19 protein-coding genes and 6 pseudogenes are annotated in these 25835 nt (G+C 63.6%); 16 read left to right on the top strand and 9 right to left on the bottom strand.

Translation table 11 applies throughout. From position 1 onward, the window contains the following. The 3 pseudogenes from ASF71_RS25100 to ASF71_RS10760 all read right to left on the bottom strand — a co-directional run. Window positions 1–263, bottom strand: a pseudogene (locus tag ASF71_RS25100) (transposase); the annotation flags it as partial. Between the two features lie 98 nt (window positions 264–361). Further along, a pseudogene (locus ASF71_RS25610) lies at window positions 362–547 on the bottom strand (transposase); the annotation flags it as partial. Window positions 548–636: 89 nt separating this feature from the next. Then, window positions 637–1461: pseudogene (locus ASF71_RS10760) on the bottom strand (IS5 family transposase). A 214-nt stretch (window positions 1462–1675) separates the two neighbouring features. Between ASF71_RS10760 and ASF71_RS22680 the strand changes: the two are divergent. The 12 genes from ASF71_RS22680 to ASF71_RS10705 form a co-directional block, all read left to right on the top strand. Then, window positions 1676–1924 (top strand): HU family DNA-binding protein (locus ASF71_RS22680; protein ID WP_235514335.1); only part of this gene is annotated, 249 nt, incomplete at its 5' end. A 103-nt stretch (window positions 1925–2027) separates the two neighbouring features. Continuing rightward, window positions 2028–2486, top strand: coding sequence for a hypothetical protein (locus tag ASF71_RS10755; protein WP_056299460.1), 459 nt, complete (start codon window positions 2028–2030; stop codon window positions 2484–2486). Window positions 2487–2859: 373 nt separating this feature from the next. Further along, a complete protein-coding gene (gene menC / locus ASF71_RS10750) occupies window positions 2860–3990 on the top strand; it encodes an o-succinylbenzoate synthase (protein ID WP_056299457.1) in 1131 nt (376 codons plus the stop codon). Next, complete coding sequence (locus tag ASF71_RS10745) at window positions 3987–4739, top strand: GNAT family N-acetyltransferase (RefSeq protein ID WP_056299454.1); 753 nt, start codon at window positions 3987–3989, stop codon at window positions 4737–4739. The genes menC and ASF71_RS10745 overlap by 4 nt, the downstream gene beginning before the upstream one ends. Continuing rightward, a complete protein-coding gene (locus tag ASF71_RS10740) occupies window positions 4733–5761 on the top strand; it encodes an ABC transporter permease (RefSeq protein ID WP_056299450.1) in 1029 nt (342 codons plus the stop codon). Before ASF71_RS10745 ends, ASF71_RS10740 begins: the two co-directional genes overlap by 7 nt. Then, complete coding sequence (locus ASF71_RS10735; protein WP_156372737.1) at window positions 5758–6771, top strand: ABC transporter permease; 1014 nt, start codon at window positions 5758–5760, stop codon at window positions 6769–6771. Before ASF71_RS10740 ends, ASF71_RS10735 begins: the two co-directional genes overlap by 4 nt. Before the next feature lie 76 nt (window positions 6772–6847). Continuing rightward, window positions 6848–8521: an ABC transporter substrate-binding protein gene (locus tag ASF71_RS10730; RefSeq protein WP_056299447.1), complete on the top strand. Its 1674-nt coding sequence runs from the start codon at window positions 6848–6850 to the stop codon at window positions 8519–8521. Window positions 8522–8568: 47 nt separating this feature from the next. Continuing rightward, window positions 8569–10050 carry a serine hydrolase gene (locus ASF71_RS10725; protein ID WP_056299444.1) on the top strand — a complete coding sequence of 494 codons (1482 nt, stop codon included), beginning with the start codon at window positions 8569–8571 and terminating at the stop codon, window positions 10048–10050. Next, the gene (locus tag ASF71_RS10720) at window positions 10047–11714 is read left to right on the top strand and encodes an amidohydrolase family protein (protein WP_056299442.1); all 1668 of its coding nucleotides are present in this window, start codon (window positions 10047–10049) and stop codon (window positions 11712–11714) included. The genes ASF71_RS10725 and ASF71_RS10720 overlap by 4 nt, the downstream gene beginning before the upstream one ends. Continuing rightward, window positions 11689–12807: a dipeptidase gene (locus tag ASF71_RS10715; RefSeq protein WP_056299439.1), complete on the top strand. Its 1119-nt coding sequence runs from the start codon at window positions 11689–11691 to the stop codon at window positions 12805–12807. Before ASF71_RS10720 ends, ASF71_RS10715 begins: the two co-directional genes overlap by 26 nt. Window positions 12808–12879: 72 nt before the next feature. Next, a complete protein-coding gene (locus ASF71_RS10710) occupies window positions 12880–14304 on the top strand; it encodes a serine hydrolase (protein ID WP_056299437.1) in 1425 nt (474 codons plus the stop codon). Between the two features lie 12 nt (window positions 14305–14316). Further along, window positions 14317–15168: a MurR/RpiR family transcriptional regulator gene (locus tag ASF71_RS10705; protein WP_056299434.1), complete on the top strand. Its 852-nt coding sequence runs from the start codon at window positions 14317–14319 to the stop codon at window positions 15166–15168. A 192-nt stretch (window positions 15169–15360) separates the two neighbouring features. Here the strand turns inward: ASF71_RS10705 and ASF71_RS22675 are convergent, their stop codons facing one another. The 3 genes from ASF71_RS22675 to ASF71_RS22665 all read right to left on the bottom strand — a co-directional run bounded on the left by ASF71_RS22675 (window position 15361) and on the right by ASF71_RS22665 (window position 17975). Continuing rightward, the gene (locus ASF71_RS22675; RefSeq protein WP_235514339.1) at window positions 15361–15978 is read right to left on the bottom strand and encodes a transposase; all 618 of its coding nucleotides are present in this window, start codon (window positions 15976–15978) and stop codon (window positions 15361–15363) included. A gap of 108 nt (window positions 15979–16086) precedes the next feature. After that, window positions 16087–16992 (bottom strand): ParB/RepB/Spo0J family partition protein, encoded by a 906-nt coding sequence (locus ASF71_RS10695; RefSeq protein WP_082505937.1) that lies wholly within the window; start codon window positions 16990–16992, stop codon window positions 16087–16089. Next, on the bottom strand, window positions 16989–17975 hold the full coding sequence (locus ASF71_RS22665) for an AAA family ATPase (protein ID WP_156372736.1): 987 nt from the start codon (window positions 17973–17975) through the stop codon (window positions 16989–16991). The genes ASF71_RS10695 and ASF71_RS22665 overlap by 4 nt, the downstream gene beginning before the upstream one ends. A 257-nt stretch (window positions 17976–18232) precedes the next feature. Between ASF71_RS22665 and ASF71_RS10690 the strand changes: the two genes are divergently transcribed. Together ASF71_RS10690 and ASF71_RS10685 are read left to right on the top strand one after the other, a co-directional pair. Further along, window positions 18233–19033: a ParB/RepB/Spo0J family partition protein gene (locus ASF71_RS10690; RefSeq protein WP_056299426.1), complete on the top strand. Its 801-nt coding sequence runs from the start codon at window positions 18233–18235 to the stop codon at window positions 19031–19033. A 131-nt stretch (window positions 19034–19164) separates the two neighbouring features. Beyond that, window positions 19165–19545 (top strand): annotated as a pseudogene (locus ASF71_RS10685) (hypothetical protein); the annotation flags it as partial. Between the two features lie 138 nt (window positions 19546–19683). Here ASF71_RS10685 and ASF71_RS25605 read toward each other — a convergent pair. Continuing rightward, window positions 19684–20676 (bottom strand): annotated as a pseudogene (locus tag ASF71_RS25605) (transposase); the annotation flags it as partial. A gap of 313 nt (window positions 20677–20989) precedes the next feature. Between ASF71_RS25605 and ASF71_RS10680 the strand changes: the two are divergent. Further along, window positions 20990–22576, top strand: a complete 1587-nt coding sequence (locus tag ASF71_RS10680; protein ID WP_056299419.1) for a diguanylate cyclase — start codon at window positions 20990–20992, stop codon at window positions 22574–22576. Window positions 22577–22732: 156 nt separating this feature from the next. After that, complete coding sequence (locus ASF71_RS22655) at window positions 22733–23218, top strand: GreA/GreB family elongation factor (RefSeq protein ID WP_162243103.1); 486 nt, start codon at window positions 22733–22735, stop codon at window positions 23216–23218. A gap of 955 nt (window positions 23219–24173) precedes the next feature. Here the strand turns inward: ASF71_RS22655 and ASF71_RS10665 are convergent. Together ASF71_RS10665 and ASF71_RS22650 are read right to left on the bottom strand one after the other, a co-directional pair. Next, window positions 24174–25266, bottom strand: a pseudogene (locus tag ASF71_RS10665) (transposase). After that, window positions 25224–25835, bottom strand: a 612-nt coding sequence (locus ASF71_RS22650) for a YsnF/AvaK domain-containing protein (RefSeq protein ID WP_156372735.1), incomplete at its 5' end; no start/stop codon positions are given. The gene ASF71_RS22650 and the pseudogene ASF71_RS10665, both read right to left, overlap by 43 nt.

The raw sequence follows: 25835 nt of genomic DNA, 5'->3' as shown, positions 1-25835 counted from the left end.
GACGCACATCGAGGGGTGCGGTCCAGCTGCTGCTGACAGGTCCAAGCTGGGCGACCCAGGAGTAAGACCAGCCCGCGACCACAGGCTTTCCAGCGCTGTGACGACTTGGGTGATAGAAGTACCCACGCTGCGGACTGGTCTCGGCATCGTTTCGGACCCAGGTCGAGGTATCGATGGCGAAGACGAGTGGCTGGTCATGGTTCAGGGTGGTGCCGACCAGTTCAGGGGCACGCTCGGTACCGAGCGTGCCCCTGGTCAATGCCNAGGTATCGATGGCGAAGACGAGTGGCTGGTCATGGTTCAGGGTGGTGCCGACCAGTTCAGGGGCACGCTCGGTACCGAGCGTGCCCCTGGTCAATGCCGCGTATAGGCTGCCATGACCGCGCTCGAAGGGCCCCTGCAAGCTGAGGTGCGCGAAGCTAGGCACCAGTCCTGCCACGGTAATGGCGTCGAACAGGTTGAACAGCGCATCCGAACGATGGTCGAAGCAGTGATAGAYGTCGTTTCGGAAGGCCTGTAGGCGRCCAAGCGGAGCTACGGCGTTCATGCTCGATGGTACAGAACGCCGCATACAACGGCTGCCAACAGTTAAATCACGAGCTAATGCCGTTATCAATAAAGTGCGTCTGAAAAAGGTCAGGGCGGGGACTTCGCCAGCCGACGTACCATCAAACGGATCATGACTTCGTACACGAGGTTTTCAGCGGTTTCAACCAGGGCTTCGTCGTCCCTCGCCATRCGTCTGGATTTCCCCARCCAGGCGAACGTCCGCTCCACCACCCAACGGCGCTTCAGGACGACAAATCCTTTCGGCACCTCCACAACACGTGGAGGTGCATCTTTTGGTGCCCAGGTATGTTTGACGATCTCCATGGTCCAGCCCAGATGCGTSTTGATCTCTCCAGCGAGTTTCCCGGTGTACCCCGCATCCGCCCACAGGTACCCCATCCGAGGAAAGACATTGGGGAGATCCCGCAGSAGGAGAATTGCACCCGTGCGGTCCTGGATGTCCGCCTCGTGGACCTTGATCGCCATGACCAGCCCTAAGGTGTCGACGAGCAGGTGACGTTTCCGACCACTCACTTTCTTGCCCCCGTCATAGCCGCGAGGCCCGCCAGCTTCCGTAGTCTTGACRGATTGGCTATCGATGATCGCTGCGCTGGGGGTCGCTGCGCGACCCTCACGTTGACGGACCAATTCTCGAAGGATCGTGTGGAGTGCCTCCCAGACACCCTGGAGTCGCCAAAGACGGTGGTAGTGATAGATCGTTTGCCACGGAGGCAAATCATGAGGCATCGCTCGCCAAGCGATGCCGCCCCGCAGGACGTAGAAAATACCGTCCAGGATCTCCCGAAACGATCATTTCCGAGGACGTCCCACGGAGGCTTCTGGAGGGAGGAGCGGGAAAAGAACGTGCCATTCGGCGTTCGTCAGATCGTTTGGATAGGCAGATCGGGACATAGGCGCATCACCTCAGCCCAATCGTCCACCTTTGTTGATGCAGGGAAAACCTGTACCAGCACGTTTTTCAGACGCACTTTAATGCTGGACCACGACCTACCGGAGATCGGCCCAGCGGAGTTGATTCGCCGGCTGCAGGACCTCGGCCACCCCCACGACACTGCACAGGCTGTCGTCGAAGTGGTCTGTGCGGCCGTTGCTCAGGAGCTCATTNGCGGAGTTGATTCGCCGGCTGCAGGACCTCGGCCACCCCCACGACACTGCACAGGCTGTCGTCGAAGTGGTCTGTGCGGCCGTTGCTCAGGAGCTCATTGCGGGTCGCAACGTCACCCTGAGCCCGCTCGGCACCTTCAGGCTCCATCCGTACATGCCTCGCCCCGGTCTGCCCAACGCGGCAGTGACGTTCGAGGCCGCGCCGAAACTCCGCAACTTCCTCGCCCCACCAGCCCAAGTGGTCCCCTGAATCCGGAAGCAAGATCACTTCGGAGCCCAGAGAGGGAGGAGGGGAATGCCGGCCCTATCCGTCACGGTTCTTCCCTCACCCCGTTGGGGTACAGACCCCTCCCATGAACAGTGCACTCTCTCAGGTGGCCGCCGACCTGCGCGGGCTGCCCGTCCACTTCGCCCACTCCCCCTTCGGCCCCGCAGCAGTCCATGTGGTGGGTCGGGCGGGCTCTCCTCTGGTCTGGCTGGACGTCTTCGTCCACGAGGAGGACCTGCGCGCCCTGGTCCAGGAACTCCCCCAGCACCTCCACGCCCGTCCCCTCTGGACGGTGTGGCCCGAGCGCCAGTGCCCACTCCCGCTCGACTGGACCTGGGGCTTTCAGGAAGCGAGGCGCCAGATCTTCCCCCGGCAGGGCGTGTACTGCCCGAGCGACCGCCTGGAGCCCACGACTGCATGCGCTCATCCCGATCCTGCGGTGCTCGATGCCCGGCAGTTGGGAATGCTGGCCTACCTCTATGAGGCAGTGGTGGCTCACGACCGCGTTCGGGACCCAGATGAAATGGAACGGCTAACCGGATGAGGGAAGCGACGCTCCTGATCCGTTCGACCCACTGGACCGAGTCGCAGCGCCCGGACTGAGCAGGCAGCAGTTGTTACACAGCGTCTGCAACACCCGAGGCGTCTCAGATCCACGGACTGGATTTTTGAGAGGCTTGTTAGACAGCTCGATTGAGAGTCCAGAGGCATGGAGTTGTCTCCGGGTAGCGGCATGCCACACCTTGAAAACATTTCTGCGATCACGTACTCTTCTGAAAATCCAAATACAGACTGTTCTGCCTTTGCCGCCGCTCAGTGTCGCTCGCCTGACACCTGAAGGAGCTGCCCTATGCCGCGATCTGCTCCCCCCAGTTCCGTTTCCCCATCCTCTGCCCACCGGCTCCCGGACGCTGCTCATGTTGCTTGAACGTGCCGAATTGCGCGTCGTTTCCCTACCCCTGCTGCGTCCCTTCCGAACCTCCTTCGGCGAAATCCGCGACAAGACCTTCATCCTGCTGCGCCTCTCCGGCGAAGGCCTACACGGCGTGGCCGAAGGCGTCATGGACGCTCAACCGCAGTACCGCGAAGAGACCATCAGCGGTGCATTAGCCCTCCTGCGCGAAACCATCCTGCCGGGGATCTTAGGGCGGCGCTGGGAGAACCCCGAGCAGCTCACACGCCACCTAAGCGCCGTCCGTGGTAACCGCATGACCCTGGCTACCGTGGAGATGGCCTACTGGGACCTGTGGGCTCAGGCGCGGAACCTGCCACTCTCTACTGTCCTCGGCGGCGTGCGCAGCGAGGTACCTGTAGGCGTCTCGCTCGGCATTCACGCCTCAGTCGACGCCACCGTGGAGAGCGCCGTGCGGCACGCCGAACAGGGCTACCGCCGCATCAAACTCAAGATTCAGGCCGGCTGGGATGTCGAAGTGGTCCGGGCCGTCAAGGCCGCCCTCGGAACGTTGCCAGTCACCGTGGACGCCAACGCCGCCTACTCCCTGGCGGACCTCAACGTCCTGCGCGCGCTCGACGACCTCGGCCTCGACTACATCGAGCAGCCCCTGGCGTGGGATGATCTGCGCGACCACGCCAAACTCCAGGCGCTCCTGCGCACACCGCTGTGCCTCGACGAGTGCATCACCACCGCCCAAGACGCCCGTAAGGCTCTCGAAACCGCGGCCTGCCGACTCGTCAACATCAAAGTCGGCCGCGTCGGCGGGCACCTCGAAGCCCGGCGGATTCACGACGTGGCCGCCGCCTTCAGCGCTCCGGTGTGGTGTGGCGGCATGCTCGAAAGCGGCATCGGCCGCGCCCACAACATTCACCTCGCGTCGTTGGCCAACTTCACCAAACCGGGTGACACCAGTTCGTCGTCACGCTATTGGGCGCGCGACCTGATTCACGAACCGCTCGAAACCCGCGGTGGCCTGATGCCGGTGCCTGCGGGTCCGGGCATCGGCGTGACCCTGGACCTGCCGTTCCTGGAGAGCGTCACCCGGCACACCGAGCAACTCGGCCCAGTGACCGTGCCGGTCACGCCGGTATGACCGGTGCGCTGACCGTCCGGGAACTGCGCGGCCTGACGGAACTGTCCCTGACGCCACCTCTGGCGCGAACCGTCTGGGGCGACAGCGACGGACCGGAAGACCCCGTGCTGCTGCATGTCCTGCAGCGCGCCGGTGGCCTGGTCGCCGGCGCGCTGGACGCGCAAGGCCAGGTCTGGGCCTACCTCGTGGGTCTGCCGACCGCCCGGGCGGACACCCAGCACTCCCACCGGCTGGGCGTGCACCCGGACGTCCAGCGCCAGGGGCTCGGCGAGCGGCTCAAACGCTTTCAGCAGACGTGGTGCCTCGAACGGAACGTCACCCGCGTGACCTGGACCTTCGATCCGCTGCTGCTCGCCAACGCCCACTTGAACATCCACCGGCTCGGCGCCGTGGCAGTCGCCTACCACCCCAATTACTACGGCGAGATGGGCGGCATCAACGCCGGCGTGCCCTCTGACCGCTTTGAGGTGGTGTGGTCCCTCGACCGCGCGCAGGTCCACGCTCCATGGACCGCCGGGCCCGCCATAGATCCCCTCCAGGAGGATCTGCCGACGAGCCTGCCTGGCGCGCTGGCCGTCCACGTGCCGCGCGATTATTACCGCCTCCTGCGCGACGACCCGGCACTGGCCCTCGAGTGGCGCCGGCGCAGCGCGCCGCTCTTCAGCCAGTTGTTCCACGCCGGCCACACCCTCGTGGACGTAGATCTCAGCCTGGGGCAGTACCTCTTTCAGCAGGCGGCGGCGTGCTGACATTCGTGGCCCGCCGGCTGTTGGCGCTGCCGCTGATCCTGCTGGCTGTGACCCTGCTGATTGTCCTGGTGATGCAGCTGGTCCCTCCCGAGCAGCGCGCCGCCGCGTACGCCAGCAACTTGCAGCAGCTCTCGCAGATTCCCGAAATCATCAAAGCCAACCACCTGGACGGCAACGTCTTCGAGCAGTACTGGCTGTGGCTCCGCCAAGCGGTAACTGGCAACCTCGGCTTCTCGCGCACCAGCGGCCAGCCAGTGCTCGCCACCCTGCTCACGCGCTTTCCCGCCACCCTGGAACTGGCGCTCTACACCCTCCTGCCGCTCATCACGCTGGGCGTGTGGCTGGGCGGTCACGCGGCAGTACACCGCAACCGGAGAGTCGACACGGTCATCCGGGTGATCTCAGTGGTGGGCTACAGCGTGCCGAGCTTCGTGCTGGGCGTGTGGCTTCTGGTGCTCTTCTACGGCGTCCTGAACCTGTTGCCCGGCACCGGCAACCTCAGCAACGACGCTGCCGTGCGGCTGCTGACCGGGGAGGTCCGGCACGTGACCGGCCTGGTCACGGTCGACGCCCTGCTCAGCGGGCGGCTTGACGTCTTCTGGGACGCCCTGGTGCACCTGATCCTGCCGGTGTTCACGTTATTGGTCGCCAGTGGTGCCGGCCTGATCAAGGGCACCCGCGCCAGCATGATCGAGGCACTGGGCAGCGACTACATCCGCACCGCGCGCGCCAAAGGCGTCAGCGAACGGGTCATCGTCCGCAAGCACGCCCGGCGCAACGCGCTGCTGACTGTAGTGACCCTCTCGGCCCTCAGCGTGTCCGGACTGCTCCAGGGCGCCGTGATTGCCGAGACCCTCTACGGCTATCCCGGGGTCGGCAGCTGGGCTGCGCAGGCCGCGGCGCTGGGCGATATGCCTGGCGTGCTGGGCTTCGCGCTGCTGACCGCGACCATCGTGGTGACCGTCAATCTGCTGGCTGACCTGGCCTACACCCTGGTCGATCCCCGCGTGCGGTACGCATGAGCCTCGTCACGGCCGGCAATTCCGGATCCACCCAGGGCCCGCACGCGGCGAGCAGACTCGGCGCCAGCGGGCGACTGCGCCGTCTACGGCGCAGCGTGCCCGCCCAGTGCGGTGCCCTGCTGATCAGCTTGTTCGTGCTGGTCACGCTGCTCGCCCCGGTCCTCGCCCCGCCGCAGGGCAACTGCCGCCGGGCATTGGGCATGAGCGCCGAGCAGACCGTGCCCGCCCCGGCGGCGTACCTGCGCGAACTGTTGCTCACCCCTGACGCCTGCCTGCAGATGCCCCGTCAGGGCTTTGCGGCCCAGCCCACGCCGCCCGCCCCGGACGCCCCGCTCGGACGGGTGGGCGGCTACGACATCCGCTACGGCCTGGTGTGGGGGACCCGCACCGCGTTCTTCCTGGGACTCACAGTCCTGGCTATCACGCTCACCATCGGCAGCCTCGTGGGTCTGATCGCCGGGTTTTTCGGCGGGCTCGCTGATACCCTCCTGATGCGTTTCACCGACGTGATCTTTGCTTTTCCCGCCCTGGTGCTGATGTTGGTGCTCGTCGCCGCGCTCGGCCCGGGCCTACAGAACATCATCATCGCTCTGAGCTTGGTGTCCTGGGCCGCGCTCGCCCGGGTGGTTCGTTCGGAGGTCCTGAGACTCCGTGAACTGGAGTTCGTGGCGGCCGCCCAGAGCCTCGGCGCCAGCCCCGGCCGCGTCGCGCTGCGCCACGTGCTGCCTGGCGCGACTGGCCCGCTGCTGAGCCTCGCCGTGCTGGAAATGGGCGCGTTGCCCATCGTGGCGGGCGCGCTGTCCTTCCTGGGGCTGGGTACACCGCTCGGCTTCGCCGATTGGGGCCAGTTGATCGCCATGGCCCAGAAATGGATTCAGGGTCCGCCCGGTGAGCCGTTCGCCTACTGGTACGTCACGCTCTTTCCCGGCTTGTGCATCGTCTTGTACAGCGTTGCCTGGAATCTCCTGGGGGACGCGCTCAGCGAAGCGTTTGATCCCCGCAACCGCTAGCTCCCTTCCCGCCGCGCCATTGATGCGATTTGCGCGTTCTCTGTCCACCCGCCCCCTTCTGTCTGGAGGTCTGCCTATGATGCGTTCCCTTCTGCCACTGTCCGTAGCCCTGATGGGCTCGCTAGCTGTCGCCACGCCACGCGACACCCTGGTCTACCAGGTCGCGGCGGCCGTGGCGAGCGTTGAACCCGCCCAAGCGGTCGCCACGTACGATGTGCTGCCCGTTCAGCAGATGTACGAGGGGCTGTACCTGAACAACTTCGGTACGTACACGCCGCTCCTCGCGACCGGCATGACCCAGAGCAAGGACGGCAAGGTCAGCACCTTCACCCTGCGCAAGAACGTGAAGTTTCACGACGGCACCGCCATGACCTGCGCCGACGTCGAGTACTCGCTGCGCCGCACCTTCGTCGTCGGCAGTGAAACGTCCCTGGCCGCCCAGGTGCGCAGTACTATCCTCGGCATTTCCGGCTTCACTGCCGACGTCAAGAAGACCTTCACCTTCGCCAAACTCGCCAGCGCCGTGCGGTGCAACGCGGCCGGGCAGGTGGTCCTGACCCTGGACCGCAACGTCCCGAGCCTGCTCGACGCCCTGTCCCAGGCCTACATCGTGCCCCGCAAGACGCTGGTCGCCGGGGGCGACTGGAGCGGCACTGCCAGTGACTTCGCGGCGTTTCTCGGCAAGGACGTCGCGAACTCCGTGCCCGCCCAGAAGCCCGTGGGGACCGGCGCATACCAGTTCGTGGCACGCGACCCGAGCCGATTCATCCTCAAGGCGTTCCCCGGCTACTGGGGCGGCGCTCCGGCTCTCAAGAACGTGATCCTCCAAAAAGTCGATAGCGACACTGCGCGGGTGCTCGCCCTTCAGAAAGGCGACGCCGACATCGTCATCGTGCCGGACCGCGACACGCTCGCCAAACTCAAGGGCGTGGCCGGCGTCACCATCTACGAGTCCCTGCCCAGCCGCGATCTATCCACAGTGGTGCTGTTCAACCAGAACGTCAAGAACTCCGCGCTGCTGCCGGCTGGGCAGCTCGCCGAGGACAACATGCCGGTGAACCTGTTCAGCGACGTTCACGTCCGCCGGGGCTTCGCAGCGCTGTTCGACGCGCAGATCTTCACCCGCGACGCCCTGCGGGGCTTCGGGGTGACGAAAAACACCACCCTGCCACCCAACAACTGGGCCGACGACAAGACCCTGCGGCCCCCTGCGTACAGCCTCAAGACTGCGGAAGCCGAACTCCGCCAGGCCTGGGGCGGCAAGCTCTGGAGCACCGGTTTCACCATCCCCATTGACTTCTTCGCCGGCAGCGGCCTGTCCGAAGTGGTGTCCGGCATCTTCAAGCAGAACATCGAGCGGCTCAACCCCAAATTCCATGTGCAGGTGAACACTGTGGAACTGAGCGCGGCGAATGCTGCCCTGCTCGGCGGGAAGCTGCCTGTCGCGGCCCTCACCTGGGGCGGCGCGGATCCCGACACCGTGCTGCGCGGCCTGTACAGCGCCCAGGGCATCCTGGCACCCGCCACAGGCATCCGGGACCCGAAACTCGAAGCGCTACTCGACCAGGCGAACAACGCAGTCGGCCAGAGCGCGCGCAAGCCGCTCTACCGCACCCTGCTGACTTACGTCAACCAGCAGATGTACGGCTTCCCCCTGCCTCAGCCGCTGACTTGGGCCGCCACCGGCTCCACCCTCAAGGGATACCAGAACTTCCACCGCACCAACCTCCTGCGCACCCTGTCGAAGTAAGCGCCGCCCCCGCCGCCCACCTCCTCCCCCGAGTTCAAGGAGTTCCCATGACTGCACTGACGACCCCAGCGACCCACACCGACCTGGCTGAGCGCTTCGAACACGAAGCCCGGCGCCTGCTCGAGGAATTTAGAATTCCTGGCGTCACGCTCGGACTGCTGACGCCGGACGGCGACCACATCGTGAACCTGGGCGTCACGAGTCTGGAAAACCCACTGCCGATCACCGCCGATACCATCTTCCAGATTGGCAGCAACACCAAGACCCTGACTTCGCTGACCATCTCGGTGCTCGAAGCGCAGGGTAAACTCAGCCGGGACGATCTGGTCCGCACCTATCTGCCGGACTTCCGGTTGAGTGACGAATCGGTGGCGGCCGAGCTGACCATCCTCGACACCCTCACCCACCAGGGCGGCTTCCAGGGAGATCTGTTCGAGGACACCGGCGACGGTGACGACGCCCTTGCCAAGGTGCTCGACCTGCTCGCTGAGGCGCCGCAGGTGGTCCCGCTACGCGGCCACTGGAGTTACAACAACGCCGGATTCTACGTGGCTGGGCGCGTCATTGAGGTCGTGACTGGTTTGACGTGGGAAGCGGCCGTAACCGAGCTTGTCCTCAAGCCGCTCGGCATGACCAAGACCCTGTTTTTTCCGAACGAGATCATGACCCACCGCTTCGCTGCGGGGCACAACAAGATCGAGGAGGAGTTCGTCGTGCAGCGGCCCTGGCAGATGGTCCGTTCGGCCGGACCGGCGGGCAGCACCTGCTCCTCGACCGCGAACGACATGGCCCGCTACGCCCACTACATCATGTCCGGCACGGTACCCACAGTCCAGACGGACACGGACACCGGCGAGACTACCACCGAGGTTGGCGCGGCGTCCGGCGTCACGAGCCTCGCCACACTCGACCGCAGCCGGCTGTGGGCGCCGGTGCGGCCTATCGGTATCGCCCTCAACGGCTTCCCCGGCGACCAGGGGCAGATCGGGCAGAGCTGGTTCATTGACCAGTACGACGCCGCAGTGATCCTCAGTCACGGCGGGACCACCATGGGCCACCAGTCGGATTTCTGGCTGTCCCCGGACCGCAAGGTGGCCTTCATCGCCATGACGAATGCCAGCAACGGCCACGCCTACAACCGCCGGCTCAGCGAGTGGGTCAAACGCGAGGTGCTCGGCCTGACCGCGCCTGACATTGCGGATCATCAGCCCAGCGAGGCCGAACTTCAGGAGCTCGCCGGTACGTACCTGGTCGTCGGGCAACCTCTCAAGATGGAAGCGGAAGTGCGCGGCGGTGTGCTGACCCTCCTGATTCCCGACACGGCGGCCGGCGGCACCAAGGACGCCGCCCTGCGCTTCATCGCTCCGGACCGCGCGATCATCACGGGCGGCGACATGGACGGCTACGCCATCGACTTCCTGCGAGATGAAGCGGGGCAGGTGGAGTTCCTGAAAGTCGTCGTGCGACTCTATCCCCGCCAACGCGACGACGTGACGGCCCAGCCCCTGCCGGCGCTGGAAGAGGTGTGAGCGACGCCGTCTGGATCACAGGCGGCACCGTGATCGACGGTACCGGCGCGCCCGGCCGGCGGGCAGAGGTGCTGCTCGAAGGCGGCCGCATTGCCCGGATCGTGCCGCCCGGCACGCCCGCCCCCGCCGGTGCTGAGGTGATGGACGCCACAGGGCAGGTGGTCGCCCCTGGCTTCATCGATGTGATGAGTCACTCAGTCGCCACACTGCTGCACGACCCCCGCAGCCTGGGCAAAGTGACGCAGGGCGTCACCACCGAAATCATGGGTGAAGGCTGGACCCCCGCGCCCGCCGTGAGCGGCGAACCGCACGGCTTTCCTGTGCATGGCCTGCCCGGTGGCGACGAGCGTTGGGCGGCCTGCTCCAGGGGTTGGACCCGCTTCGGGGACTGGCTTGCGGCGCAGGAGGAGGTTGGCGCCGCCGTCAACTTCGGCTCCTTCCTTGGCGGGGCCACCGTGCGGATGGCCGCTCGGGGTCACGCTCAGGGGGAGAGCAATCCTGAGGAACTCGGCCGGATGTGCCAGCTGACGCGCGAGGCGATGGAAGACGGCGCCTTCGGCCTCGCCACCGCCCTGATCTACCCTCCCGGCAGCTACGCCAGCACCGACGAGCTCGTGGCGATCTGCCGAGAGGTCGCGGCGTACAGCGGCATCTACATCACCCACATGCGTTCCGAGGGCGAGGGCCTGCTCGCCGGCCTTGAGGAGGCGCTCGACATCACCGCTCGTAGCGGCGCGCGGCTGCACCTCTACCACCTCAAGGCTGCGGGGCGCCCCGCCTGGCCGCTGATGGAGCCGCTGATCGAACGGGTGAACCAGGAGCGGGCTGCGGGCCGCGACATTCACGCCGACCTGTACCTCTACACCGCCGGTGGGACGGGCCTGTCGGCCGTCACGCCGCCCTGGGCGAGTGAGGACGACGCGCTGCGGGCGCGTCTACACGACCCGGCGCAGCGCGCCCGCATCCGCCAAGCAATGCTCGAGCCGGATGGCACCTGGGAGCCTCTGGGCAGCCTGGCTGGCCCCAAGGGGGTCTTCCCGGTAGGCCTACGTCACCCAGATCACCAGCCGTACGTGGGCCGCTCTTTGGCGGAAATCGCCGGCATGCGAGGTCAGGACTGGATCGACGCGGCCCTCGACCTGATCGTTGCCGAGCCCGGCCGGGTCGGCAGCCTCTTTCACCTGATGAGCGAAACGAACATTGAGCGGCAGCTGCGCGAACCCTGGGTCATGCTCGGGTCGGACGCGGCGGGCTGTGACCCGGCCGCCCAGACAGACGGCAGCACCGGCGGTCATCCCCGCTCATTCGGGAATTTCACGCGGCTACTCGCCCATTACGTTCGCGGCCAGCACGTCCTGACCCTGGAAGATGCCGTGCACCGCATGACCGGCCTGCCGGCGCGGCACCTACGCCTCGAGGGGCGAGGTGAACTGCGTGAAGGGGCCTTCGCGGACGTGGTGATCTTCGACCCGGCCGGCGTGCGTGACCTGGCCACCTACGCCCACTCGGAACAGCTGTCCGAAGGGGTGCGTGACGTCTGGGTGAACGGTGTTCCGGTCCTGCGCGGCGGCGAACATACCGGTGCCCGTCCTGGGCGCCGTCTGTACGGCCCCGGCGCCCGTCCCGCAGGAGTGACCCATGAATCACCGACCCCCAGCGCCTGATTTCGGAGTGGCCGTTTCCCCCGTACCCCTCATCGTGGACGCCCACCTCGACCTGGCCTGGAGCAGTCAGGCCAACGGGCGCGACCTCACGCGGCGGGTGGCCGAGATCCGCCGGGCCGAGGGGCGCACGCGGGACAACATCATGCTGACGCTCCCGGATCTGGCGCGCGGCAGCATCGCGCTGGTGTTCGGCACGCTGTACGCCCAACCGGCCAGCCTCTCGTTCGCGCAAGATCTCGTCTCAGCGCACCCGGGCGGCTACACCACGCCCGCCGAGGCGCGCGCCCAGGCGACGGCGCAACTGAAGCAGTACCGGCGCTGGGAAGACGGCGGTCACCTGCGATTGATCCGGAGTCTGCCTGACCTCGAGGACCACCTGCACCGCTGGCCGCAAGATGCAGTGCCGGGCGTGGTCCTCACTATCGAAGGCGCTGATCCCATCCTCTCGCCAGACGATTTTGACTGGTGGTGGCGCCAGGGCGTTCGCTCGGTGGGGCTCGCCTGGACCGGCACTCGCTACGCAGGCGGCACCGGCGATCCGCGCGGCCTTACGCCACTGGGCCGCGAGTTGCTCGCTGCCATGCGGGAACGTGGCGCGCTGCACGACGCGTCACATCTCGCGGAAGAGGCCTTCTGGGAAGCGGTGGACCTCACGGCTCCTGGCGCTCTGATCGCCTCGCACAGCAACGCCCGAGCCCTGCTGACCTCCGCCAAACGCGCTGACCTGCCTTCTGACCGGCACCTCAGCGACGAGATGATCCGTGCGATTGGCAGCCATGGCGGCGTCATCGGGCTGAACCTCATGAACTCGTTTCTCGACGCGGACTGGACCCTCCGTGAGCGGGCTGTGCCGGTACGCGTGCAAGACCAAGTCGCGCGGCACTGGGCCTACGTGGCGGGACTGGTTGGGTGGCACAGCGTAGGGATCGGCTCGGATCTCGACGCCGGCGCCGGACGCGAGGAGAGTCCCGAGGAGCTCGACGACGCCGCCGACTGGCCGCGGTTGGCTGACGCCGTGCCCCCAGAACACCGTGAGGGCACGTTGAGCGGCAACTGGCTGCGCGTGCTGCGCGCCAACCTGCCCCGCACGTAGCGCCGCTCGTATGAACACGGAACTAGGCGCACAGGGTGTGCCGGCTCGCTCACTTCTGCAAGGGGGTTCACTATGACTGCAACACCGATCCACACCGACCTCGCTGAGCAGTTCGAACACGAAGCCCGGCGCCTGCTGGGGGAGTACGGCATTCCCGGAGTGACCCTCGGGCTGCTGACGCCGGAGGGCGACCACTTCGTGAACCTGGGCGTGACCAGCCTGGACCATCCCCTACCGGTCACCTCCGAAACCCTCTTCCAGATCGGCAGTACCACCAAGACCCTGACCTCGCTGACCCTCTCGGTGCTCGAGGCGCAAGGCAAACTGAAGCTCGACGACCTGGTCCACACCCACCTGCCGGACTTCCGGCTGAACGATGAGTCAGTGGCGGCCGAGCTGACCGTGCGTGATCTGCTGACCCACCAGGGCGGCTTCCAGGGGGACCTGTTCGAGGATACTGGCGACGGTGACGACGCGGTAGCCCGCGTGGTCACCGTCTTGGCTGGCGTGGAGCAGATGGTGCCGCTGCGCGGGCACTGGAGCTACAACAACGCCGGGTTTTACGTGGCCGGGCGCATCATTGAGGTCCTCAGCGGCTTGACCTACGACGCGGTGGTCACAGAGCTCGTGCTCAGGCCGCTGGGTATGACCAAGACGCTGTTCTGCGCCAATCAGATCATGACCTACCGCTTTGCGGCCGGGCACAACAAGATCGGCGATGAGATGGCCGTGCAGCGCCCCTGGATGATGATGCGCTCTGCGGCACCGGCTGGCAGCACGTGCTCGTCGACCGTGCAGGACATGGCCCGCTACGCTCGGTACCTGATGACTGGCACCGTCCCCGTCCCCTCCGGTAATCCTGACGTTGTAGGTACCCAAATGGCTGCAGCTACGCTGTTGGGGGCTCTCGACCGGAGTGCACTCTGGGCGCGCACCGTGCCCACTGGGCTGTCTCTCAACGGATTTCCTGGCAGCAGCGGCGAGATGGGCCAGAGCTGGTTCGTGGACCGGCCGGCCGGCACGCTGATCCTCAGTCATGGCGGCACTACGCAAGGGCAACAGTCAGACTTCTGGGTTGCCCCAGACCGGGGTGTGGCCTTCATCGCCATGACGAACGCGTCGAACGGGCATGCGCTACACCGCCGGCTCAGCGACTGGGTCAAGCGCGAGGTGCTGGGCCTCCTCACTCCCGTCCTCGAGGATCACTCACTCCCGCCCGAGCGACTACAGGCGCTCGCCGGCGAGTACGCGGTCTTCGGTCTGCCAGTCAGCGTGAAGTTGCTTGTCGAAAACGGCACACTGACGCTGATCCTGCCCACCCTGACGGAGGAGGAGCCCGAACGCGCCGCGCTGCGCCTGATCGGCCCGGACCGGGCGGTGATCGGCGGCGGCGACATTGACGGTTTCGGCGTGGAATTCCTACTGGGCGAGGGCGGGCAGGTCGAGTTCCTGCGGTTCGGCGGGCGCCTCTATCCGCGCGCACCGCAAAGCGTGTAGCGTGAGCCAGGCATGACGACGGTTTCTCCCACATCGGTTGCCCCGCCTAGCACGGTGGTCGAACAGTTGCGCGCCGCACTAGATACCTTGGGGCAGCGCGACCAGCTGATTGCCCGCTTCGTCATCGACCACGCCGAGGAACTGCCGTTTTTGAGTGCCGGCGAGATCGCTGAGCGCCTCGGAGTGAGTGGTCCAGCGATCACCCGCTTCAGTCAGCGGGTCGGCTACGAAGGGTACCCACATCTACAGCGCTTGGTGCGTCAGGACCTACGCGCCACTCTAGGCGTCAAACAGCCTGGGCGGCAGGACGCCGTAGCCGCGAATTACTGGGCGAGTGAGCGAGCCAATCTTGAGGGTCTGCAGGGCATCGGGGAGCGCCAGTTGCTGCCGTTCGCCGTGACGCTTACGCAGGCGCGACAGGTGTGGATCATCGGTGCTCGGTCCTCCTACGGCGTGGCACTGATCGCCGAGTCGCTGCTCTCACCTTTTCGGCCGCGTGTCCGGGCGCACTCGGCCGACACCCTCAGCGGCCAGCCAGAGCGTCTCTTGGAAGTGAACGCTGAGGACGTCGCCTTGGTGTATACACTGCGGCGGTACAGCCGCGCCACCACGCGCGTCACGACCGCCCTGAAAAGCCAGGGGGCCACGGTGCTGCTCATCACCGACCAGGGCGCCTCCCCCCTCGGAAAGATCGCCCATCACAGTCTTCGCGTGCCTACCCAAGGCTCGGAGGTGGTTGCCTCGCTGGCTCCCTTCATCAGCGTGACCGCCCTGCTCGCTACCCTCGTCGCCCGGGAGCTCGAAGGTGGGCACTTGCAGCAGGCTGAGACCCTCAAGGCCGATTTCTCGGTCTACGAGTATTGAACCCGTCAATTCCTATCAGCTTGGCTTTCCTGCTGACCCTGGGCAGCCCTATCGCGCGGCTGCTGGGCAGCTTTGCAGGTCTGGGTGCTGTGGTGCTGCGGAAGGTATATGAGGCAAAGACCGGCAGGGCGGCGGACGCGGCAGCTAGAGGGGCGTATCTGTGACCTACCAACGGATAAATCCGTTGGTAGGTCAGGCAACGCTTGCGTTGACTACCGCTACGTTGCTGCCTGAAGGGGCGGCCCGCCCCAGGATGTTCCGCGCTGCGTTCAGGTTGGCATTGTCCACATGAGCGCAGGCGACGCATCGAAACCGCGACTGACTCGCCCGGATCTCCCGGCAGGTGTGCTCGCAGGCGTTGCACCGCTGAGAGGTGTGCCGGGGGTCTACGCGAACAACTTTCCGAGCGGACCATTCTGCCTTCTGGGAAAGGAGGGAAAAGAACTGACTCCAGCCCACATCGTGAATGCTGCGGGCCAAGTTGCCCCGCCCCATCCCGCCGACGTTGAGGTCTTCGTGAGCAATCAAGTCGTTCTCCCGGACGAGCTTGAGAGCGGTCTTGTGGTGGAAATCGAGTCGCTGCCTTGCGACCGTCCGGTGCAGCTTGGCGACCTGCTGAACGGCCTTCCTGCGCCTGTTGCTGCGCTTGTTTCTCTTGCGGCTGACTGCCCGCTGCGCGGGCCGGAACGCCGATGTCCTCTTCCGCTTGACTGGGCCTGGGGCTTTCAGGAAGCGAGGCGCCAGATCTTCCTGAGGCAGGACATGTACTGTCCAAGCGACCGCCTGGAGCTCACGGCCGCGTGCACTCATCCCGATCCTGCGCTGCTCGATGCTCGGCAGTTGGGCATGCTGGCTTACCTCTATGAGCTGGTCGGGCACGGTCGGGCTTGGGACAATGCCGCCGACTGACCTGCCTCTTTACCTCCCATCAATCAGTGCTTCAAGCTGGCGCAGAAGCTTTTCAGCTTCTTTGGCACGTTGCCCTTCGAGACGGGAAAGCTTGGGAAGAGTCTTCTTCATTTTGCTGATCTGCTCTTGGAACGTCGATTTGGAAATCACCCGCTCACCTTCAATGACGTCCTTCACTGCTGCTGCAGTTAGGTTTTCTCGAAGGGCTTGTTCCAGAAGAGCGGAGCGAGTTTTACCTTCGGGCAAGCGGGTTAGAGCCACGGCAACACTGAACTCCATCTCTCCCTTCCAGACAGCTTCCAGTTCTTGTGGCGTCAGTGCGAAAACTTTGGCACGGAACTGCACCCAGACGCTCAGACCAGTACCGAAAACCTCTTTCAGAAACTGCTCGACCTGGTGGATATCCTCCGTTCTTCCTTTGCGAACTTGATTGAGATAGTTGATCAACTCGCTGCCGGCCAGACCGGTTCGCGCCTCCAGAGCCTTGAATCCTGCAAAGGTTTCATCGAGGAGATGCAGTTCCTCACGCTGCCCATTTTCGATGAGCGCCAGTAGACTCGCTCTTTCCTCGTTGGCCTCGAAGACCAGTACGGGTATTTCTGTCAATCCAGCCAGTTGAGCTGCTCTGTAACGACGTTCTCCAGCAATCAGACCGTAACGCTGAGGACCTAGTGAGCGAACCCAGATAGGCTGGAGAATACCTTCCTTGCCAATGCTCTCTATCAGACCTGTGAGTCGCTCAGGCTGGAAGGCGTCTTGATCATATTGTCCACGTGGGTTATGGCCGGGTTGAATCTCGACTTGCTGCAAGAGAACCCGCTGTGCCTGCGCCGTTCCCGTAACATCGGCCAAAGCATTCAGACCCAGCGTGAGACCGGCGGCGGATGCAAAACCATTGGGGCGCTTCTTCGTCATGCGCCTATCTCAAGAACAGACAGGAGATCATCTGCAACAGCCTGGAAATCGCCCGCAACGTCAGAATTCGGCGCGTGCTGTACAACGCTTTCTCGTGATTCGGCGGCCGATCCTACAACTGCGGTCGAGTCTCTGACCGGCCGACTGATAGGAGCGAATTGGCGGTAATTCTCATCTAGAAAAGCAAGAAGATTTTTGTGGTGGCGCGTCTGCGCCTTCATTCTATTCGGCACGATCAGACGCAATGCGATCTTCGGAGAGTAGGGTTTGACCGTTCGCAACAGTTTTGCGATCTGATCCGTATTTTCTACACCTTTCATACCGCTGACAGGCAAAATAATGTGATCGGCCGCGGCGATACTTGCAGCAAGAAAATTGGTCCTCTGCGGCTTGCAGTCAAAGATCACGACATCATATGGATTCTTTTCCAATAAATCGTCAACGGCTAGGCGTAGATTCTCTACACGCGTGAAGTCGCCCATCAAAATGCCTTCTGCCTCTCCCAGGGAGTCGTTGGCAGGCCATACGTCAACCCCACGAATATGGATGGGGGCTGGCAGAGCTCCAGGCTGGTCCGTGCGGAAGACTGCAGTGACCGTGGACTCGGGACGCATCGCAGGTGCGTCAGCTGATGTGTGGAGGCCAAGCCCCTTCGTTAAGCTCGCCTGGGGATCAAGGTCGAAAAGCGCCACTTTGTACCCGCGGCCTGAAAGAGCAAATGCAAGCTCGCGGGCGAGTGTCGTCTTGCCCTCTCCTCCACTGATATTGCTGATCGCCAGACGAATGGGTGCTTGCATAGGGTTCTCCTGAGTGGCTCTTGCTTTGACATATTGAAGGAGCCAGAAATCGGATGTGGAAATCACTGCGGCAACAGGTCGGTTGTATTGCTCAATGAGTGCGGGCTGTCCTGCCTGTGCATCCCGCAGAACCCGAGGCAACTGCGCTCGAAACTCCGCAGATTTCAGAACGTCAATCTCAGGCACGTGATACTTCTACCAAAAGTTGTACAACAATTCAAGTAACTACTGCACACTTCTTTCGTAGAACAACAGAATCTCGGTTTGCAGCGGTTGGGCCAAGACTTGGCCCAAGGATCAACAGACCTGGGCTAAGACTTGGCCCAGCACCCTCCCCCGCTCACGCGGGGACTTTTTTTAGTATCAAGGAGGTCGTCATAACCCTGAAAGGCCATCTGTTCAGCTCTCCACTCGACACGAAGATCCGCCAGGTCCATACAACATTGATCATCCCCCCCGACATCACCGAGGTCATTCCGAGCATTGGGCAACTGGGTGTTCTCCAGAGTGTGCTCCTCAAGCTCAGCGGCAACCCGGAACAGCCCTACGAGATCGTGGACGGCGACCGCCGCGTGAACAGCGCCCTGCGCTACCACCTCGACACGGTCCCCGCCATCATCACGGACGGCACCCGCGGCCAGATCGCGGCCGCCAGCGCCATCCTCAACGCTGCCCGCAGCAGCAACCCCATTGATGGGGCACGCAGTTGGAAGATTGCTCTCGAAGAAGGTCAATTCGGAAGCGTTGCCGAACTTGCCAAACACGTCCACATTGGCGTCCAGACCATCAAGAAGCGCCTCAAGCTACTGGACCTGCCCGAGGACATTCTCGTCCATGTCGGGGTCAGCGTGGCCGAAGGCGTCGCCGAGAAGATGGCGAACCTCCCGGCCGACTATCAGGCGGACGCCATTGACGCTGCCCTACGCCAGTTGGACGCTGGCAAGAAGTTCACGGCCGCCGACCTCAAACTCAGCCAGACCCGGCGGGTCGAAGACCGTGAGGACAGCATCGACGCTCTCTTCGATCTGTCCCCGCTGCCACTCCTGGAGATCACTCAAGATCCCATTCAGGAGCTCGCCACCGAGGTTCAGCGGCTGTGCCAGGCCCGGAACGTGCCGCTCGAGCATCTGCTGGACTTACTACGTCCGACGCCGAGTCTGCCGCTACCTGCCCCACCGGCCCGGCCGAATAGACCACCTGCGACGGTCCGTGATGGGCGCGTCAATCTCGGTCTCCGCAACTGAAATTCCTGGGGAGGCGCGTCCTCCCCCTCCGAGGAGCTTGACCATGACCACGCTGCTCGACCTTGCCCTCACGCCTGCTCAGGGCGGTCCCCGCGAATGCGGCCCCGGCCGCCAGGCCAGCCACATCTATNAGGAGCTTGACCATGACCACGCTGCTCGACCTTGCCCTCACGCCTGCTCAGGGCGGTCCCCGCGAATGCGGCCCCGGCCGCCAGGCCAGCCACATCTATGCCGAATGCGGTTTCAGCGCCGGTGGGGCGCCCATCGAGCAGTTCCTGATCGACTACTCCATGGCCGTCGACCTCGCCCGTATGGGCTTCAGCACTCAGGGAATGAACCTCATCAAGCGCGGCGACGTGTACCACCTCGTGGACATCATCGGCGCCGAGCACTACCCCCACGTCGCCGACTTCGTCGAAGAGGCCAGAGCCATCGGCATCAGCCGCAAGATTCCCCGAACCGCCGAGTTCTCCAAACTCACGGCCCAATCCACCATGATCTTTAGCTCGTGATTTAAGCCGACCGCGCTTGTCGCGGTCGCCTGTTATGGGGACGAAGGCCGTCAGGCAGTCTTTTTCAGAGCCGGGAAGCGAGGCGCTCGGCCTGAATACTTCCCTTTGGGTCGTCCTGGTGAACGGGGACGAAGGCCGTCAGGCAGTCTTTTTCAGAGCCGGGAAGCGAGGCGCTCGGCCTGAATACTTCCCTTTGGGTCGTCCTGGTGAACGGCCCGACGGTTTTGGCGCGCATGCTGGACTTCCCAGAGGCACCAGCAACTGGACAAAACCCTGCCGGACTCGACTTGGCGTCAAGCGACCACGTTCCTGTGGTCGCTGCCATGGAAGACGGACATCGGTCACGACCGGCTGAGCCAGGCGCAACTGGGTGAAGGCCAGCAGCACCAATAGCGTCCAGCGGTCCGCCTGCTCCGGGTGACGTAGACGTGGCGTTTCCCAGTTCAGCGTCTGTTTGCAGAAGCGAAACGTATGTTCCAGATCGAACCGACGCGTGTAAGCACGCCACAGCATCGCCAGATCCGGTACACCTGGACCCCGCCACCARAGCCAGAAGGCCTGTGGCTGACGTGTTTCCCGGGGCRACTTTGCAACCTCCAACAACAACACCGTCCCGCTGTACGTCGGTTTGAAGTGACGCGATCCTGGTCGAGTGTCCTGAGTGGTCTTGACGTGCAGCCCCGTCCAGGCACGCACGTGGACGGTCCCGTACTGCTCCGTGGTGTCCAGATGCTCCAGATGGGGTGCCGGCCAGGTGGTCTGATCCGCGCACAGAAACTTGGCCCCATGAATGCGTGGGCGACCTCCCTGGGGACCCGGACGCGTCGTGACGTCAAAGAAGAACCGTCGGTTCCGCCGCACACGGACTAGGACGCTGACTCTGTCAGCGTCTTTGAGCTTCGATAGACGGATCGGATCATACCCACCATCGAACACGRACAGCGGTGATGCGGTCCCTGGGGGCAATAGCCTGCTGACGTGCTGGACCTGTTCATCGGCAATCTCGTGCGGTGTGCGATCAGGGGTGACTCGACGCCAGCTGCTGCTGACAGGTCCAAGCTGGGCGACCCAGGAGTAAGACCAGCCCGCGACCACAGGCTTTCCAGCGCTGTGACGACTTGGGTGATAGAAGTTGAATATTCCGAAACGACTCCAGATAGGTTCCATCGTGCTGCATCCGGTTCAGCTTATTCGGAACACAGAGACCCCTATAACGAATCCGGACCACTCAGGAGCCCGCTTGAGCGTACCCTGTTCCAGAAGAGGCTTGGGCCACCCCTCCAGAAAGGAGAGCAGTGCTCCCCACACCTGTAGATGACCAGACTTGCAACAATCCCCGCAGCACAGGCAGGAGCTGATACCAGCCGGAAACCAGCAGGTCTGCGACGCACCAGACGCTGCGCTTCCGCAATACAGGCACACTCAACAAGGGGTCAGACCAGGCATGAATACCGACGCAGACACGCACGCGCAGCTCGAAATGGCCTGGCAGAACCGTGACCGCGACCGAGCCGCTCTCCAATCGGTTGTCACCGCCCGGCGCAACGACCAGCTCGCCCCCACCGCCCTCGCCTACTACCGGACCATATCGGGTTACCTCGCGTGGCGGCTGGGAGACTTCCACCAGAGCTGTCAGCTCATCACGTCGGCGGTTAAGACCCTCCGGACAGGTCCACCGGATGCCTGGCTGGCCCGCGCCCTGGGAATTCTTGCAGGGTTGGAACTTCAGGCCGGACACCTGGCTGTCGCCGCCGAACTCTACGGACAGCAGATCCAGACGGCCCGGCAGATCGGCGACCTGGAGCAGGAAGGCGCCGGGCTTCACGACCTGGGGTATAGCCAGCGCTTCCTGAATGCCGACCGCGCGGAGATTCACCTCACTGAGGCACTGCGGCTCTTCAAGGAGACCGGATATGCCCACGGCACCATGGCTGCCCACCTCAACCTGGGCACCCTGACGGCCAAGGGAGGCCGACCCCAGGACGCTCTCGCCCACTACGAGCAGGCCTTGGAGTATCCCCCCCTGCAGACCATGCCAGAGGTTGAAGCGGCCCTACTCAGGGCGACCCTGTCGGCCCTGGACCACCTGCCTGGAGAGAGCAATCGCGCCCGGATTCAGCAGATTGAAGCGCGGCTGCGTGCGCTACAGCGTCACCCGCATCCAGAGGTTCAGGTTGAAACGGCCCTGGCCCTGGCCCGCAAGGCCACACCTGCCGAGGTGGTCTCACTGCTTGAAGAAGCCCTGCGCTGGATGCACCCTCCGGAGACGTCCACCCTGTTCGCGGAGATTCACGAGCAACTGAGTGAAGCGTACGAGGCTCTCGGGCGCGATGACCTGGCCCTCAGGCACCTGCGTCAGACCCTGAGAACTGAACGTCGCCAACACCACGCTGACGACGCTCAGGCCATGCGCATCCTCGAAGTGTTTCACCGTACAGCAGCGTTCGAGGCTGCGGCGCAGCGGGAACGGGAGCACCGGGCCCAACTTGAGGGGCAAGTCGAACAACTCGAAGCTCATAACACCCAGATGCAATTCCAGAGTCAGACGGACAGCTTGACCGGCCTAGCCAACCGCCACCAGCTCTTTGAACGCGGAGAGGTTCTGGCTGAGAGGGCGTCTTCCTCCGCCCTCTTGTCGGCAGCCATGATCGACATTGATCACTTCAAGGAAATCAATGACCTCTGTGGGCATCTTCAGGGCGACGAAGTCCTCCAGCAGGTCGCGCAGAGTATTGCGCGTTGGTCAGGGCCGCAGGACGTAACGGCGCGGTACGGCGGAGAAGAGTTCGTTTGGCTCCGCCCAGGAGCTTCCGCAGCACACTTGGCGGCGCAGTGCGAAAGTCTCCGCCGTGAAATTCAGAATCTTCCCTTCCCCCACCTGCCAGGCGGGGGCGTCACCGTCAGTATCGGGGTCTGTGAGATGAGCCAGGGGCGGTTCACTGATCTTCTGGAGTCTGCGGACCAGAAACTCTATGAGGCCAAACGCCGGGGGCGGAACCGAGTGGTGTGCAAAGTGGTTCAAAGCAGTTGACTTCAGATGCTCGGCACGATGACCTTTTGGTCACAGAGAACCTACGAACGCTTGAGGAGCGACAAGGACACAGGCTCCACCCGCACAAACCCTCAGCGTCCTTTGGGAACCCTGGGAGCACGAACACGTGACGCCGCACTATCTTCCGGCTTATCCATGCCTGCCCCCTCCCAACTGACGGCCCGCGGCTTCGAGCGCCTCCAGCAAACGCTGCAGCGCGAACAGGTTCGCCTCGATGAAGCCCGAGATAACGTGCGTGACCAGCTCGAGTCCAACGAGGCTGAAAGCCTCAACCTCGTCGAAGCCCAACAGCAACTCGCCACGCTTGAAGAACGCATGGAGGAGCTTCAGGAACTGCTCGCCACCGCTCAGATCCTCGAGGCACCCGTTGGCACCCACGACGTGGTGCAGCTCGGCGACGTCGTGCTTCTGACCCATCTGGGCTCCGGCAAGACACAGCGCGTGCAGCTCGTCACTGCAGCTGAAGCCGCCGGCGCACTCGGCGGGGTCGTTCAGGTCAGTCCAGACAGTCCTGTCGGCTCCAAACTTCAGGGCGGCCGCGTCGGCAACACCATCACTGTGAGCCTGAAGCAGGACGTGCTGTACCGCATCGAGCAGATTGAGGCCCACGTCGACCGCTGAAGTCCAGGAAGGTTCAGATCATGGCTGGTTTCGATGATTCAGAAGGAAGGGCCTCGGGAACCCAGCACACTCGAAAGCGCGGCGCATCTTCTGGCAGCGTCCCGCTTATCGCCGGTGCTGTGAGAGATACCTCTATTCGAGAGCCGCGTCAGTTGGCCCCCCAGAAATGAGGGATCTTCGCAGGGGCGATCTACTTCTGGCGCGTCGAGTGCGGCCTATTCCCTCTCACGATCACATCGGCTTGATCGAGCGCATCCTCAACCACTGAGCCCGATCCCAACTGGTAACGCCCAGCCGCGTGTCCCCTTTTCGGCGTGTACTCCAATAGGCCGAGCGCAGTCAACTCCCTCAGGAGCTCCTGCACGCGGGACAGGTCCAACATGGCGCCACGAAGGGCGATTCGGACGGCCACATCGTTGACGGACTGAGTCTCCAGAGTCATCAGCAGGAGAACACGGGCCTGCCAGAACGTCAGCGGTGGGGCGGTCATGCGCTGTCGTGGAGGAAAGAGGGCATGGGTGCAGAGTAGGTCATTCCACCGACAGCGCGTCAGAGAAGTCGAACTCACCACTGGGCCTGTCCAAGTCATGGCTGGTCAATTCCAGATTGATCGCTCATGGGACCCACGCAGCGGCCTAGGCTTCGCGATAGCCACCGCAGAATTCAGCCAGGTCGCAGGGTAGATCTCAGAAGTTGCACCTCGCATAGGACAGTGAATAGCCGTGCTGGCCGAGAAATTCCGCGTTTTTCGTGAAGAGGTGCAGCAGGCGGTTGAGATACAGCTNGGCCGATCCGGGCCTGCTGCGGCGCATGGTGGCCGAGGGCGATAGTCATGATTAAACAACTATTACTACATCTAACAAGCAGGCAGGATAAGACAGAAGCAAGACTAGGAATAGCCGTGCTGGCCGAGAAATTCTGCGTTTTTCGTGAAGAAGTGCAGCAAGCGGTTGACTCAGAAGTTGCACCTCGCATAGGACAGTGAATAGCCGTGCTGGCCGAGAAATTCCGCGTTTTTCGTGAAGAGGTGCAGCAGGCGGTTGAGATACAGCTCCGGCTGGAGAGCGAGCAGCGCACGACGTGCGCTGCTCGCCAGCGTTTGGCCCGGTTGTGCGTCCAGCAGGGTCAACGTCCAGGCCACGAAGATCAGCAGCAGCCACCGATCCAATCCTCGGGCGGTCCGCAAGGCGAAGCGGTTCAGCCCGAACTGATGCTTGCTTTCCTTGAAGAACGACTCGATCTGCCAGCGTTGCGCCCCTTCTGAGATCACCTCGTCACCATCCATCAACTCAGAGGACACGGCATGGAATACGCGCTGGCCGCGCTGGGCGCGGCCGAGCGTCAGGGTGTCGTGCGGCCAATTCTGGAGCTCGATATACCCACCATGTGGGCAATCCGCAACAGTGACGACGCCAGGATGCTCGGTGCGCCTGGTCGATCGTACGCCGACCACAAATTCAAAGCCCAGCATCCGAATCTCGTCCAGAAAGGTGGCCGCCTCAAAGCCACTGTCCGCGAGGACGCGCACCCGGAACCGGGTGCGGATGGTGTCCGGCACGCTGCGCAGCAGGTCCCGGGCCAGCGTGACAGGGGTAGGTGTCCCTTTGCCGCGGTACACCCGGTACCCCACTGGGAACTTCAGCGTTCCGTGAGTTTGCGAARAGGATCACGAGGYGAATGCCGTGGACCTCGTTGTAGACACGAACGAACGGCAGCTGGCGTCCCGTTTTCGGGACGCTGGTGAGATCGACACTCAGCYGCAGGCACGGATGATGTTTTCGCCTGGCTGCTTGGCGCAGGAAGTCCCACTGGRCGTCTCTGAGGAGGGTCCAGCACGCGGTGGTATCCCAGTCGTACGCGTTGAAGAAGCGACTGAGGGCACTGGCGCTGACGAGCTCGGCTCGGTGAAGAGCCGTCTTCACGTCTGGATTGAGAAAAAGAGAGAACGCAGCCCCGAGGCTGCGTCGCTGGTAAGCCGTGGGAGGGACGGCGAGGAGGCGGTCTGTCAGAATGCGGGCGCGCTCCCAGAGAGGCTGTGACKTMGACACTCCCAGACTCTCGCGTCTGGGAGCGCTTTTTTCGTCCTATGCAGGTGCAACTTCTGAGATTGACCTTGTGTCGTCACCTGAACATCACCAGTTTTCGTTACGTCCAGTACTTCCCGACCGACCGTCTCCGTGACAGTCTGGGTGTCGGTGACCGCTCGCTTGCCCACTGTGACTTCCTCGACGACATACGCCTGTTTACTCACATTGGCGCGTTCTGCCTCCAGATCAACCTGGAAGGTCTGTTCCCGTGCACCGAACACAACCCCTTCGACTGGACGTGCGTCAGTGATTGCACGGCGCTCAATGAGGATCTCCTCCCGTTGGAGGGCGACACTTACGTTTTCTTGATGTGTTTCGACACGTTTGCCAACACTCACGCTCCCCGCGACGAACCGTTCCTTATTGACGATCAGACGTTCTTCAAGCAACCGAAGGGTCTCTGGCGTCTGGAAAGCCTCGCGGCGGTAGGTCTCAGGAGTTGCACCTGCATAAGACGAAAAAAGCGCTCCCAGACGCGAGAGTCTGGGAGTGTCGAAGTCACAGCCTCTCTGGGAGCGTGCCCGCATTCT

Origin of the sequence: Deinococcus sp. Leaf326 (assembly GCF_001424185.1) — a bacterium.
Classification (GTDB): domain Bacteria; phylum Deinococcota; class Deinococci; order Deinococcales; family Deinococcaceae; genus Deinococcus.
The sequence above is the reverse complement of the archived record's forward strand: the minus strand, read 5'-3'. Positions and strand labels throughout refer to the sequence as shown.